This window comes from Cryobacterium sp. Sr8, assembly GCF_004403225.1.
Lineage (GTDB): Bacteria > Actinomycetota > Actinomycetes > Actinomycetales > Microbacteriaceae > Cryobacterium > Cryobacterium psychrotolerans.
In genome coordinates this window covers 77,049-90,707 of the sequence record NZ_SOHO01000029.1, presented here as the reverse complement: position 1 = coordinate 90,707, position 13,659 = coordinate 77,049, and the positions used below count along the sequence as shown (strand labels likewise).

Genomic DNA, 13,659 nt, shown 5'->3' with positions numbered 1-13,659 from the left:
GGCACCTTCGTGCTCGTCTTCGTCGTCATCGCCTTCGGCGGCGGACGCCAGGGCGAAGCCGGCGGCCTCGCCGCCCTCGGCGCCCTGCCGGTGGCCCTGCTCGTGATCGCGATCGGCACCTCGCTCGGCGGCCCGACCGGCTACGCCATCAACCCGGCCCGAGACCTCGGGCCGCGGATCGCGCACTTCCTGCTGCCGATCAAGGGCAAGGGCGGCTCCGACTGGGCCTACTCCTGGGTGCCCGTCGTCGGACCGGTCATCGGCGGGCTTCTCGCCGGCTGGGCATCCGTCGTGCTACTGCCGATCCTGACCTAATCACCGCGCGGTTCAGGCCCGGCTGGCCTGTACCCACTGCGCCAGCTTGGCCGTGGCCGCGCCGGAGTCGATCGTCTCAGCGGCCACGGCCAACTTGCTGCGGAAACGGTCGAGGATCGCCGTTTGCACCTGTCCCGGGTCGTTGGCCAGGTCATACGCCACCAGTCCCGCGGCCGCGTTGAGCAGCACGATGTCGCGCACGGGTCCCTTCTCTCCGGCGAGCACGGCATGCACCACGGCCGCGTTGTGCGCGGCGTCTCCCCCGACGAGGTCGCTCATCTTCGCCCGGGTGATGCCGAGGTCGCGCGGGTCGATGTCGTGTTCGGTCACGAGTCCGCGGGAAACCTCCCAGATGTGGCTGTGGCCGGTCGTGCTCAGCTCATCCAGCCCGTCGTCGCCCCGGAAGACGAGAGCCGTCGCGCCGCGGGTCTGGAACACGCCGACGAACAGCGGTACCCGGTCGAGGCTCGCAACGCCCACCGCGGAGGCCTCCGGCCGTGCCGGGTTGCACAAGGGACCGAGGTAGTTGAACACCGTCGGAATGCCCAGTTCCTTGCGGGTGGCGGCCACATGGCGGAAGCCGGGGTGGAAAGCGGCCGCATAGGCGAACGTGACGCCGGTGGCGGTGAGGATCTCAGCGACTTTCTCGGCCGAGAGGGTGAGGTCGATGCCCAGCTCCGCGAGGACATCCGACGACCCCGACGCGGAACTCGCGGCCCGGTTGCCGTGTTTGATGACCGGGATGCCGGCCGCAGCACACACGATGGACGCCATGGTCGACACGTTCACGGTGCCGAACCGGTCTCCCCCTGTGCCGACGATGTCCAGCCCCATCGGGTCGACGTCCAGCGGCACGGCGTGATCGAGGATCGCGTCCCGGAATCCAACGATCTCGTCGACGGTCTCCCCCTTGGCCCGCAGCGCGACCAGGAACGCCGCAATCTGGGCCGAGGACGCCTCCCCCCGCATGATCTGCTCCATGCTCCAGGCTGCGTCGGCAACGCTCAGGTCCTCCCCGCCAAGGAGGGCACTGAGGACATTCGGCCAGGATTGCGATTCGAGCATGAATTCAGCTTAATCCGCTCGCGACCGAGCCCCGTCTTTTCTGGTCACGTGACACCGGACACGGGCACGCGAATCCGCACTTTCGGGCAACTGGCACGCCAGGTTGAGAAAAACCTGTGCGGATATCGGCCATAATGGAGGGGTGACGAGCACCTCGATATCCCATACGGCAAGTACGCCTGTAGTGAACAGGCCCAACAGCGTGGCAGTGGGCACCATTGTCTGGCTGGGAAGCGAAGTCATGTTCTTCGCCGGGCTGTTTGCGATCTACTTCACGCTGCGCTCCACGGCGCCGGAGTTGTGGCAGTTCGAAACGGACAAGCACAACTTCACCTTCGCGCTGGTGAACACGCTGATCCTGGTGTTCTCCTCTGTGACCTGCCAGTTCGGCGTGTTTGCCGCCGAGCGGCTGCAGTCGCGCTCGACTGGCTGGAAGCCCAGCCAGTGGGGCATGGTCGAGTGGTTCTTCCTCACCTACGCACTAGGCGCGATCTTCGTCGCCGGGCAGGTCCTGGAGTATGCAACGCTCGTCTCCGAAGGCGTGTCGCTCTCGTCGAATTCCTACGGCTCGGCGTTCTACATCACGACCGGATTCCACGGCCTGCACGTCACCGGCGGCCTGATCGCCTTCCTTCTCATCATTGGTCGCGCCTTCGCGGTCAAGCACTTCGGCCACAAAGAGGCAACCAGCGCCATCGTCGTGTCCTACTACTGGCACTTCGTCGACGTCGTCTGGATCGGCCTGTTCCTGGTCATCTACGTTCTCAAATAGGAAGCGGACATCTTCAGCATGCCTGAGACCAAGACAAGCAAGCCCCGCACCGGCCGGAAGGCCGGCAGACGCCATCCGCTGGCCAGCGTCGCGCTCATCGCCATCGGCCTGATGTTCACCGGCGGCGCGTACGCCATGTTCAGTACCAGCACGGCACGCGCCGAGTCGGACCTGTCCTCCCAGCAGACGATCGACGAAGGCGAGAAGCTTTTCGCCGCGAACTGCGCGACCTGCCACGGCCTGAGCGCCCAGGGCAGCGGCACCGGCCCGAGCCTCATCGGTGTCGGCGCCGCCTCGGTCGACTTCCAGGTCGGCACCGGGCGTATGCCGATGCAGATGAACGGCCCGCAGGCACAGAAGAAGCCGGTGCAGTTCACCGAAGAGCAGACCAGGGCCCTCGTCGCCTATGTCGCCTCCCTTGCTCCCGGACCGGGCCTTCCGGATGCCTCGCTGCTCGACGCCCAGGGTGACGCCGCCGCCGGCGGGGAACTCTTCCGCGTCAACTGCGCCATGTGCCACAACGTGGCCGGCGCGGGCGGAGCCCTCACCGAGGGCAAGTTCGCACCAGCCCTGACCGGTGTCACCGAGGCCCACATCTTCGAGGCCATGGTCACCGGACCACAGAACATGCCGGTGTTCAACGACGCGAACATCACGCCAGAGGGCAAGCGCGACATCATCACCTACCTCAAGTACCTCGAGAACAACCCGTCCCCCGGCGGTTTCGCGCTTGGCTCGCTCGGCCCGGTTTCAGAGGGACTCTTCCTCTGGATCTTCGGGCTGGGAGCCGTCGTCGCGACAACCGTATGGATCACCGCGAAGTCGAACTGACCGGCATCCGGACATGACACACGCTAAGAAGGAGAACAATGGCCAAGGACGATAACGGCGGGAAGGAACTGGCCGCCGCCGACTCGTCGCACGGCGGTCCGGACGTGCCCGTCGGCACAGCCGTGGTCACCCGGGATGCCATTGCGAACCCCGGATTCCCGCCCCACGATTTGCGGGTGACCGACGTCGACCCGAAGGCCGAGCGCCGTGCCGAACGCACGGTCTACACGCTCTTCTACGTGTCGGTCGTGGGCAGTGTTTTCGCGATCGCCGCGTACATGGCCTTCCCGATCAACCCCGAAGATCCCGGTTCGGTGCGCGAGAACAACCTGTTCATCGGCCTGGGGCTCTCGCTCGCTCTGCTCGCCCTCGGCATCGGCATCGTCCACTGGGGCAAGGCCCTCATGTCCAACCACGAGGTCATCGACGAGCGCCACCCGGTGCGCGGCTCGGAAGAAACCCGGGCTCGCGCGGTGGAGATCTTCGAGATCGCTAACGAAGAGTCCGGCTTCGGCCGTCGTACCCTCATCCGCAACAGCCTGTTCGCTGCGCTGATCGCCTTTCCGCTCCCGGCCGTCGTGCTCTTCCGTGGCCTCGGCCCGGATACCGACCCCATCGAGCTGCTCAGCCAGACGATGTGGAAGAAGGGGACGCGGCTTGCCATGGACCCGAGCGGCACCCCGATCAGGGCCGTCGACGTCACCCTCGGTTCGGCGTTCCACGTCATCCCCGAGGGCCTCCAGGACCTCGAACACGGCAAGCTCGAGGAGAAGGCGAAGGCCGCGGTTCTGCTCATGCGCCTGAAGCCGGAAGACCTCAACGAGCTGCCGGAGCGCAAGGACTGGTCCTACGACGGCATCGTCGCCTACTCCAAGATCTGCACCCACGTCGGCTGCCCCGTCGCCCTGTACGAACAGCAGACCCACCACCTCCTCTGCCCGTGTCACCAGTCGCAGTTCGACGTCAGCAACCATTGCGAGGTCATCTTCGGACCGGCCAAACGGCCCCTCCCGCAGTTGCCCATCGCCGTTGACGCCGAGGGTTACCTCATCGCGCAGAGCGACTTCACTGAGCCCGTCGGGCCGAGCTTCTGGGAGCGATCGTGACTACGACCGAATCATCCGCGGCACCATCCACCGCGCTGGCCGAAACGAAGAAGTCCGGCGGCCTGACCGCCGCCGCGTCGAACTACATCGATGAGCGCACGAGCATCTCCGGCGCGGTCAAGGCACTCGGCCGCAAGGTCTTCCCGGACCACTGGTCGTTCATGCTGGGCGAGGTGGCCCTGTACAGCTTTGTCGTCATCCTGCTGTCCGGTTCCTTCCTGACATTCTTCTTCCAGGCATCGATGTCGGAGGTGCACTACGACGGCTCGTTCGTGCCGTTGAAGGGCATCGAGATGTCGGCCGCCATGGCCTCCACCCTGGACATCTCCTTCGATGTCCGCGGCGGACTGCTGATGCGCCAGGTTCACCACTGGGCCGCCCTGTTGTTCGTTGCCGCCATCGGACTGCACATGCTCCGCGTGTACTTCACCGGCGCATTCCGGAAGCCGCGCGAGCTGAACTGGGTGATCGGCTTCATCCTGTTCATCCTGGCGATGGCCGAAGGATTCACCGGCTACTCCCTCCCCGACGACCTGCTCTCCGGCAACGGACTCCGCATCATCGACGGAATGGTCAAGGGAATCCCGCTGGTCGGGACCTGGATCACCTTCCTGCTCTTCGGCGGCGAGTTCCCCGGCACCGATATCGTGGGTCGCCTCTACTCGCTGCACATCCTGCTGCTTCCGGCGATCATCGTCGCGCTCATCGCGATGCACCTCGTCTTCGTCGTCGTGCACAAGCACACCCAGTACCCGGGCGCCGGACGCACGAACCAGAACGTGGCCGGAGCCCCGATTCTGCCGCTGTTCGCGGCCAAGGGCGGTGGGTTCTTCTTCCTGGTCTTCGGCGTAATCATGCTGATGGCAACGTTCTTCACGATCAACCCGATCTGGAACTACGGGCCGTACGACCCCTCGCCGGTTTCCGCCGGCACCCAGCCCGACTGGTACATCGGCTTCGCCGATGGCGCGCTGCGCCTGGTCCCGCCGGGACTGGAGTTCGTGGGGCTCGGCGGCACCTGGTCGTTCAACATCCTGATTCCGCTGGTCGCACTCGGTTTGTTCATCGTCCTCGTGATGATCTACCCGTTCATCGAGGCCTGGATCACGGGCGACAAGCGCGAGCACCACATCCTGGACCGCCCGCGCAACGCCCCGACCCGCACCGCCATCGGTGCGGCCGGCGTCACGTTCTATGCAGCCCTCTGGGCCGCTGCGGGATCTGACATCATCGCGACGCACTTCCAGGTGACGATGGAGGGTGTCATCCACACCATGCAGGCGCTCACGATCCTCGGCCCGTTCGCGGCGTACTTCATTGCCAAGCGCACCTGCCTGGCCCTGCAGAAGAAGGACCGCGAGATCGTGCTGCACGGGTACGAGTCCGGGCGCATCGTCCGACTTCCGGGCGGTGAGTACATCGAGGTGCACCAGCCGGTCGACGAGTACGAGCGCTGGAAGCTGGTGGACTACTCCGATTACAAGCCGCTCATGATTCGCCCCGATGACCGGGGCAGGATCACGGTCGGCCAGAGAATGCGCGCCGGGCTCTCCCGCTGGTTCTTCGAAGACCGCATCTCGCCGGTGAGCACCACCGAAATCGAGCAGGCGCACGGCGATCACCACTAGGGAACCGCAACCAGATCGGGCATCGATGTCCCTCCAGACCCTGTCGGAGTGGCTTCGGTGCCCGAACTGTTTCCAGCCCCTGTCCCCCGGCGGCCCGCTTGTTCTGGTCTGTCCGGCCGGGCATTCCTTCGACGTCAACAAGCGCGGTTTCCTCTCCGCCCTCGGCGGTTCCCGGGGGCTGATCGGCGACAGCGCCGCCATGCTCGATGCCAGGGACGCCTTCCTGAACGCCGGCTGGTTCGAGCCCCTCCGCAATGCCCTTGCGGTCCTGGTCTCCGCCGAGGCCCCCTCTCGCGTGCTCGATATCGGCTGCGGAACGGGCTATTACCTCCGTGGCGTGCTGGCTTCCTGCCCCGACGCGCGCGCCCTGGGCGTGGACCTCTCCCCCGCCGCCGTGGCACGCACCGCACGGGACGTCGACCGCGTCGACGGCCTGGTCGCCGATGTCTGGTCCCCCTTGCCGGTACGGGATGGGGCGGCGGACGTCATCCTCACGGTGTTCGCGCCGCGGAACCCCGTCGAGTTCCACCGGGTGCTCAGGCCGCGGGGCCTGCTGGCCGTTGTCATCCCCCAGGCTGACCATCTCCGGGAACTCCGGGAGGCCGGCCTCGCCCTCGACGTGCAGGCAGACAAGGCGGCGCAGCTCCGGGCAAGCCTGGCGCCCTGGTTCGAACTCGAGTCCAGGGAGGCCCTCTCCCGCACGCTCAACCTGTCCACGACAGACGTCCATGCCCTGATCGGGATGGGGCCATCCGCGCATCACAGGGACGCGCATCACAGGGACGCGCATCACAGGGACGCGCACCAGAGGGACACGGAGCCGGCCGAGGACGCTGACGACGTGCCGTGGACGGTGACGACCGCCTTCGAGGTACTCGGATTCCGCCGCCGAACGAACTGACCGCGTACGACCCCGGCGGGACACATCCGCAGGCCAGGGTCCTACGCCCAAAAAGAATGCCGCCTACGCGTCAAGACGCGTAGGCGGCATTCCGATTGTTGGTCTACCGCGCGAACAGGCCTCGGTAGTACTCGTAGACCCAGCCGACCAGGCTGATGAGGCCGATTGCCAGGGCGATGAAGGAAATCCAGAACCCCACGGCCAGGCCCAGGAACAGCAGCGCGGTGCTGGCAGCGAGCATGATCGGCCACCAGCTCCACGGGCTGAAGAAGCCCGCCTCGGGGTCGCCGTCGTCGACGTTGGCGTCGAGGCGGTCCTCCGGCAGGTCGCCGCCCTGGGCGCCGCGCACGCGGCTCAGGTAGAAGCCGATGAGCAGGGACAGGAGGGAGCAGAGCCCCAGCGCGAAGGTGCCGGCCCACTCGATCCGGCCCTGGCTCGTGTCGAGGAGACCCCACCCGGTGTACACGACAGTCACGATGGCGAAGAACGCCGTCAGGATCCAGAAGAGATTGACGTTCGCTCTCATTTACTTGACCGTTTCTGACGATGCGTCGTAGGTAGGGGCATCCGGAGCATCTTTGCCCGGGCCGATGCCGACCGGAATCCCCGCCTCCGGGTGGTTCAGGTCGAACGCGGGACGTTCGGACCGGATCCGCGGAATGGAGGTGAAGTTGTGCCGGGGCGGCGGGCAGGATGTCGCCCACTCGAGCGAGGCCCCGTACCCCCACGGGTCGTTGACGGTGACCTTGGCCGCGTTGCGGGTGGTCAGGTACACGTTGAGGAAGAACGGGATCATGGACAGGGCAAGGATCATCGACCCGACGGTGGAGAGCTGGTTCATCCAGGTGAAGCCGTCGTCGGGCGAGTAGGTGGCGTAGCGCCTGGGCATTCCGACGACACCGAGCCAGTGCTGCACGAGGAAGGTGGTGTGGAAGCCGATGAACAGCAACCAGAAGTGCCAGCGGCCGAGACGCTCGTTGAGCATCTTGCCGGTCCACTTCGGCCACCAGAAGTAGAAGCCGCTGAACATGGCGAAGACGACGGTGCCGAAGACGACGTAGTGGAAGTGAGCCACCACGAAGTAGGTGTCGGAAACGTGGAAGTCGAGCGGCGGCGATGCGAGGATGACGCCGGTCAGCCCACCGAACGTGAACGTGATCAGGAAGCCGAGGGCCCAGAGCATGGGCGCCTCAAAGGTGAGCGACCCCCGCCACATGGTGCCGATCCAGTTGAAGATCTTCACGCCCGTCGGCACCGCGATGAGCATGGTCATCAGGGAGAAGAACGGCAGCAGCACCGAGCCGGTGACGTACATGTGGTGGGCCCAGACGGCAACGGAGAGGGCCGCGATGGAGACGGTCGCGTAGATCAGTGTCTTGTAGCCGAAGATCGGCTTGCGGCTGAAGACCGGGAACACCTCGGACACGATGCCGAAGAACGGCAGGGCGATGATGTAGACCTCGGGGTGCCCGAAGAACCAGAACAGGTGCTGCCACAGGATGGCGCCGCCGTTTGCCGGGTCGTAGATGTGGGCGCCGAAGATGCGGTCGGCGGCGGCTGCGAGCATCGCCGCGGCCAGCACGGGGAACGCCATCAGGATCAGGATCGAGGTGACCAGGGTGTTCCAGGTGAAGATGGGCATCCGGAACATGGTCATGCCCGGCGCGCGCATCGTGATGATCGTCGTGATGAAGTTCACGCCACCGAGGATCGTCCCGAAGCCGGACAGGCCCAGGCCCACCATCCACAGGTTTCCACCGACGCCCGGCGAGAAGGTGGTGCTCGCCAGGGGCTGGTAGGCGAACCAGCCGAAGGATGCGGCGCCCTGCGGTGTCAGGAACCCGGCGACGGCGATCAGGCTGCCGAAGTTGAAGAACCAGAACGACAGTGCGTTCAGCCGCGGGAACGCCACGTCAGGGGCGCCGATCTGCAGCGGCATCAGCGCGTTTGCGAAGCCGAAGAAGAGCGGAGTCGCGAACATGAGGAGCATGATCGTGCCGTGCATCGTGAACAGCTGGTTGTACTGTTCCTTCGTTGCGACGATCTCCAGTCCGGGCTCGAAGAGCTGGGCGCGCATGATGAGCGCCATCACCCCGCCGATGCAGAAGTAGACGAACGAGGTGATCAGGTACATGTACCCGATGACCTTGTGGTCAGTCGAGGTGATCCACTTGACGAGGATGTTTCCCTTGCGGTTGGCCGAGGGCGACAGGGGCGTCGTGCGCCGCGGGGCGGGTGCGGTCGTGGTGCTCATGGCCTAATCCTCCTGCGCCTTCGGGGCGTTGGTGCCCGGAAGATTCTGGTTGCGGTTGTAGTCGATGTCGAGCTGACCCTCATTACCGGCCGCCCGGAGGGACTCAATATACGCGTCGTAGTCATCCTGCGAAACGACCTCGACGTTGAAGAGCATGAGGGAGTGGTACTCGCCGCAGAGCTCCGCGCACTTGCCCTGGTAGGTGCCGATCCGTTCCGGAATGACCGACATGTAGTTGGTCTTGCCGGGGATCATGTCTTTCTTGTACAGGAAGTCGATGACCCAGAAGGAGTGGATGACATCGCGGGCGTCGAGTGCGAACTCGATCTTCTTGCCGACCGGGAGAACCAGCGTGGGGATCTCGGTCTCCACGAGGGAACCGGGGTCGCCGGCCGGGTCGGGCTGGCCCTGGACGCCCGCCGTGTAGACGTCCTCGTTGACGTAGTTGAAGTCCCAGGCCCACTGCTTGGCAATGGCCCCGATCTTCACGTCGGGCTCATCGAAGCGGGCTTCGATGGCGGTCTGGTCGCGAGCCGTGAAGGCGAAGAAGCCGATCACGAGGATCAACGGCACGACCGTGTAGAAGATCTCGATCGGCATGTTGTAGCGAAGCTGCACCGGAAGCCCGGTCTGCCCCTTGCGCCGTCGGTAGACCACGACAGCCCAGAGCGTGAGGCCCCAGGTGATCAGCCCGACGACGAGGAGGACGATCCAGGACGTTGTCCAGAGCCCGCCGATGCGGCCGGTCTGGTTCGTGACGTTTGGTTGCCCCTCCTCAAAACCAGGCATGAAGCCGTTGAGCTGGGCAGTTGTGCACCCGGCGAGAACCATAGATAACGTCGCTGCGACCGGAATTGCAGCCCATCGGAGACGGCGATTATTGCGCACCGGGCACCTTTCGGGAGACTCGAGGGCACTTCTCAGGAAGTGCTTTGACCGATTCCTAGCCTACTCCGAGACACGCCGACCAGAGTGCACGAACGCGGCCTCGTCGGCCAAAAAAGCCCATACCGAGGACAATAAGGTGCCCATCGATGCCTCGGGAAGACACACCGAGGTGCCCGTAAACGCCGCGGGGAGACCATCCAGACGGATGATCTCCCAGCAAAGCATGCACAGAGCGACCTAGCTGAAGGAATCTCCACAGGCGCAGCTGCCGCCGGCGTTGGGGTTGTCGATGGTGAAACCCTGCTTCTGGATCGTGTCCTCGAAGTCGATCGACGCTCCGACCAGGTACGGGACGCTCATCTTGTCCACGATGACCTCGACGCCGTCGAAGTCCCGGACGGCGTCGCCGTCGAGCATCCGCTCGTCGAAGTACAACTGGTAGATCAGGCCAGAGCAGCCGCCGGGCTGGACGGCGACCCGCAGGCGCAGATCCTCCCGGCCTTCCTGGGCGAGCAGGCTGCGTACCTTCTGGGCGGCGACGTCGGTGAGGCCAACGCCATGGGCCTCGGTGCTGGTGGCGATGGTGTCGGTCATGATGCTCCTCGGTGTTCGCCTGGGCGGGAATTGAGACAGATTCTATCCGAGACAACCGGGAAGAGGCCGTGGACATTCCCGCCTGGGCAGATGGACGGGATGCTCAGTGCCCTGTGCGCTGGTTGAGCCGACCCAGCAGGAGCGCTTCGCTGAGCACCGCCCGCTTGAAAACGCCCAGGTGCAGCGATTCATTCGGGCTGTGCGCACGAGAGTCCGGGTCTTCCACCCCGGTGACGAGGATTTGGGCCTCCGGGAACACGCGCACGAGATCGGCGATGAAGGGGATCGACCCCCCGACGCCGATGTCGACCGGCTCCGTCCCCCACGCGTCGGCCATGGCCTGCCTGGCCTCCGCGACGGCCCAGCCGCTGGTGTCGACGAGGAACGGCTCCCCCATGTCGACGTCGTCGATTTCGACCTTCGCGCCGAACGGAGCATGCTCGAGCAGGTGCTTCTCCAGCGCGACGTAGGCGTCCGCCGCGACCTGCCCCGGGGCGATGCGGGTGCTGACCCGCACGGAGATCGAGGGCGAAAGCGTGTTGGAGGCGTTCGCGACCGAGGGCGCGTCGATCCCGGTGACGGTGATCGAGGGCTGCGACCAAATCCGGCTGAGGATCGTGCCGCGGCCGATCGTCGCGACCCCGTCGATCAGGCCGGTCTCGAGGCGCAGCTGCTGCTCGGAGTAGTCGGGGGTCGCCTGTTCGTGGCTGGTGAGGCCGGTTACGGCGACCGAGCCGTCGGCGTCGTGCAGGGTGGCCAGCAGGGCGATCGTGGCCAGCATGGCATCCGGCACCGCTCCCCCGAACATGCCGGAGTGGGAAGCATGGTCGAGGGTGCGAACGGTCAGTCGGAAGGTCACGTTGCCGCGCAGGCCGATGGTGAGCGCCGGAGTGTCGATGTCCCAGTTGTTGGAATCGGCGACCACGATCGCGTCGGCACGCAGCGCCTCCCGGTTCTCCTCGAGGAAGGTCGCGAAGGAGCGGCTCCCGAACTCCTCTTCCCCCTCGATGAACAGGGCCAGCCCGAGGTTGAAGTCGGGGCCCTCCGCCTCGACGAGCGCGCGAATGGACGCGATGTGCGCCATCACGCCCGCCTTGTCGTCGGCCGCGCCCCGTCCGTACAGTCGGTCGCCGCGAACGGTCGCCTCGAAGGGGCTGGACTCCCAGTCCTCGTCCTTGCCGGGGGGCTGAACGTCGTGGTGCGCGTACAGCAACACGGTGGGGCGTCCGTTGCGGGCCCGTCGCGTGGCCAGCACGGCCGGCTGGCCGAGGTCGGAACTGCCGGGAATCCCCGCCTGCTTGATCTCCACCGACTCGAAAACGTCGAGGCCCCGGGCGAGGGCGGCGACGGCCTCCGCGCTGGCCTGCACGTGGCTGGGATCGAACGCGGCCCAGGCCACAGAGGGGATCTTCACCAGGGCGCACAACTCCGCGATCGTCGCCGGTATCCCCCGTTCCACGGCCGCCCGAAGGTCCGCGTCGCTGGTGGTCGTTGTGTCAGTTTCCGAGGTATCCGTCATGCAGGTAATCTTAAGCCAACCAATGCAAGGAACTGATGTGGCTAACCAACCTGTAAACCCGGACTCCAACTCGTCGACCGAAAGTCTCGAGCAGACGACGGCCCGTCTCACTGGCGGCACCCCCGCCGGCAAGGGCCAGGCCACGCCGCGCCGCCGGGAGCAGGAAGCGGCCAACAAGCGCCCGCTGGTTCCCGACGACCGCAAGCTGGCCGCCAAGCAGGCCCGCGCGAAATCCATGCAGGCACGTGACCGTGCACGGCTCGGCATGGCGGCGGGCGAGGAGAAGTACCTGCCCCTGCGCGAACGCGGACCGCAGAAGCGATTTGCGCGCGACTACGTCGATGCCCGGTTCAACGTCGGGGAGTTCATGATTCCGGTCATGTTCCTCGTGATCCTGCTGACCTTCTTCCCCGACCCGGCCGTGCAGACCTACGGGATCCTCGCACTCTGGGCGTTCTTCCTCGTGGCCGTCGTCGACGCCGTGGTGCTCGGATTCCTCCTCACCCGCAAGATGGAAGCCAAATTCGGCACGGGCAGGGTGGAGCGCGTGCGTTGGTACGCGGCCATGCGCGCCCTGCAGCTGCGTCCCATGCGCCTGCCCAAGCCGCAGGTGAAGCGCGGCCAGTACCCGTCCTAACGGCCGAAGGCGCCTGCCCTGACCAGGGGCACGCGCAGCTCCTCGTCGGTGAGCGAGCCGTGCTGCCCGATCATCGACCGTGCCGCCTGGTTGGGCTCTCTCGAGTCGTAGTAGGCCACCAGCCGGCGGGCGGCAACCATCACGTCCCCGATCCGAGGGAGAACCTCGGGATCGACGGCACCGAACAGCCCGGCCGCCACGGCTTCGTCGCGGGTGAACACCCAGGCCCGCTCGCCTTCGACGCCGCGCCAGGCCTCGGCGAGTGAATCCGCGGTCACATCGGACTGGCCGGGCTCCAGGTACAGGTGCAGGCAGCGCGGGTCGCCGCCGATGTGGCGCACTCCGGCGACGAGCTCCGGCACGGTGTCGAAGAGGACGTGCTTCGTCTGGGGCACGTCGATCACGCCGTGGTCCGCGGTGACGAGCAGGCCCTCGTCGGAGCGCAGGCCGGCGGCGAAACGAGCGAGTTCACCGTCGAGGATCTCCAGTTCGGCGAGCCACCGGCCGGACTCCCATCCGTGGGCGTGGGCCGCCATGTCGAGTTCGGCGACGTAGAGGTAGACCAGGGCGCGTGGTTCGACGTCGAGGATGCGTCGGGCCGCGGCGAAGCGGTCGGCGATCTTCTCGGCGGGAACGTAGGTGGCGCCGCGCAGGACAGCCTGGGTGAACCCGGATCCGGTGAACTTCCTGGGCCCGATGGCAAAGCTGGGGACCCCCTCGTCGCCGGCCTGCTCGAAGATTGTTCTCGCCCGCTGCCAGGTGGCGGGCCGCATGTCGTCATCCCAGCCGGTGAGCTGGTTCACGACCCGGTCGCGTGCGGCGTCAAGCACCCGGTAGCCGACGAGGCCGTGCTGCCCCGGCGCAACACCGGTGGTCAGGGTCGCGATTCCCGCTGCCGTCGTCGCGGGGAACACCCCGTCGATGACGCTCGCCTTCGTGAGAAGCGAGGACAGGAAGCGCGCGTGGCCGGCCCGGGCGCGGAGGGAGCTCACCCCGAGCCCGTCGGCGAGCACGACGACCGACCTGGACGCCGGGGGAAGAGCCAGGGCGTTCGATTGGCCGAGGATCGCGGCGAGGGAACTTGCCAGAACGTCGGCAAGGCGCAGGACGCTGAAATGGCGGGCCGGTAGCATGGGGGGCATCGGGCCA

The 13,659-nt window shown here is 66.3% G+C and carries 14 protein-coding genes; 7 read left to right on the top strand and 7 right to left on the bottom strand.

Annotation, left to right across the window (positions count from 1 at the left end; translation table 11 throughout):
- Positions 1 to 315: aquaporin (locus E3T54_RS05015; RefSeq protein ID WP_174844391.1), on the top strand; the 315-nt coding region annotated here is incomplete at its 5' end.
- 12 nt (positions 316 to 327) lie between these two features.
- Here the strand turns inward: E3T54_RS05015 and trpD are convergent.
- Entirely contained in the window at positions 328 to 1,380 is a 1,053-nt protein-coding gene (gene trpD / locus E3T54_RS05010; protein ID WP_134474817.1) for an anthranilate phosphoribosyltransferase, read from the bottom strand.
- 142 nt (positions 1,381 to 1,522) lie between these two features.
- On the opposite strand from trpD, the gene E3T54_RS05005 reads away from it, so the two are divergent.
- From E3T54_RS05005 to E3T54_RS04985, 5 genes are read left to right on the top strand one after another with little or no spacing between them, the layout of a single operon-like run.
- Positions 1,523 to 2,152: a heme-copper oxidase subunit III gene (locus E3T54_RS05005; RefSeq protein WP_370254907.1), complete on the top strand. Its 630-nt coding sequence runs from the start codon at positions 1,523 to 1,525 to the stop codon at positions 2,150 to 2,152.
- Between the two features lie 18 nt (positions 2,153 to 2,170).
- Positions 2,171 to 2,983, top strand: coding sequence for a c-type cytochrome (locus tag E3T54_RS05000; RefSeq protein ID WP_134474816.1), 813 nt, complete (start codon positions 2,171 to 2,173; stop codon positions 2,981 to 2,983).
- A gap of 38 nt (positions 2,984 to 3,021) precedes the next feature.
- A complete protein-coding gene (locus E3T54_RS04995; protein WP_134474815.1) occupies positions 3,022 to 4,089 on the top strand; it encodes a ubiquinol-cytochrome c reductase iron-sulfur subunit in 1,068 nt (355 codons plus the stop codon).
- Positions 4,083 to 5,717, top strand: coding sequence for a cytochrome bc complex cytochrome b subunit (locus E3T54_RS04990; RefSeq protein ID WP_134474814.1), 1,635 nt, complete (start codon positions 4,083 to 4,085; stop codon positions 5,715 to 5,717). Before E3T54_RS04995 ends, E3T54_RS04990 begins: the two co-directional genes overlap by 7 nt.
- A 25-nt stretch (positions 5,718 to 5,742) precedes the next feature.
- Positions 5,743 to 6,618, top strand: coding sequence for a methyltransferase domain-containing protein (locus E3T54_RS04985; RefSeq protein WP_134474813.1), 876 nt, complete (start codon positions 5,743 to 5,745; stop codon positions 6,616 to 6,618).
- Positions 6,619 to 6,721: 103 nt separating this feature from the next.
- Here the strand turns inward: E3T54_RS04985 and E3T54_RS04980 are convergent, their stop codons facing one another.
- From E3T54_RS04980 to E3T54_RS04960, 5 genes are all read right to left on the bottom strand, one after another.
- The gene (locus E3T54_RS04980; protein WP_134474812.1) at positions 6,722 to 7,144 is read right to left on the bottom strand and encodes a cytochrome c oxidase subunit 4; all 423 of its coding nucleotides are present in this window, start codon (positions 7,142 to 7,144) and stop codon (positions 6,722 to 6,724) included.
- The gene (gene ctaD / locus E3T54_RS04975; RefSeq protein ID WP_134474811.1) at positions 7,145 to 8,872 is read right to left on the bottom strand and encodes a cytochrome c oxidase subunit I; all 1,728 of its coding nucleotides are present in this window, start codon (positions 8,870 to 8,872) and stop codon (positions 7,145 to 7,147) included. It abuts the gene before it with no gap.
- Positions 8,873 to 8,875: 3 nt separating this feature from the next.
- Positions 8,876 to 9,760 carry a cytochrome c oxidase subunit II gene (gene coxB / locus E3T54_RS04970; RefSeq protein WP_092321848.1) on the bottom strand — a complete coding sequence of 295 codons (885 nt, stop codon included), beginning with the start codon at positions 9,758 to 9,760 and terminating at the stop codon, positions 8,876 to 8,878.
- Between the two features lie 237 nt (positions 9,761 to 9,997).
- The gene (gene erpA, locus E3T54_RS04965) at positions 9,998 to 10,354 is read right to left on the bottom strand and encodes an iron-sulfur cluster insertion protein ErpA (protein ID WP_092321846.1); all 357 of its coding nucleotides are present in this window, start codon (positions 10,352 to 10,354) and stop codon (positions 9,998 to 10,000) included.
- 103 nt (positions 10,355 to 10,457) lie between these two features.
- Positions 10,458 to 11,873: a dipeptidase gene (locus E3T54_RS04960; RefSeq protein WP_134474810.1), complete on the bottom strand. Its 1,416-nt coding sequence runs from the start codon at positions 11,871 to 11,873 to the stop codon at positions 10,458 to 10,460.
- A gap of 37 nt (positions 11,874 to 11,910) precedes the next feature.
- On the opposite strand from E3T54_RS04960, the gene E3T54_RS04955 reads away from it, so the two are divergent.
- The gene (locus tag E3T54_RS04955; protein ID WP_241977063.1) at positions 11,911 to 12,510 is read left to right on the top strand and encodes a DUF3043 domain-containing protein; all 600 of its coding nucleotides are present in this window, start codon (positions 11,911 to 11,913) and stop codon (positions 12,508 to 12,510) included.
- Here the strand turns inward: E3T54_RS04955 and E3T54_RS04950 are convergent.
- Positions 12,507 to 13,652 carry an alkaline phosphatase family protein gene (locus tag E3T54_RS04950; RefSeq protein WP_174844390.1) on the bottom strand — a complete coding sequence of 382 codons (1,146 nt, stop codon included), beginning with the start codon at positions 13,650 to 13,652 and terminating at the stop codon, positions 12,507 to 12,509. The genes E3T54_RS04955 and E3T54_RS04950 overlap by 4 nt on opposite strands.
- Positions 13,653 to 13,659: the final 7 nt, after the last annotated feature.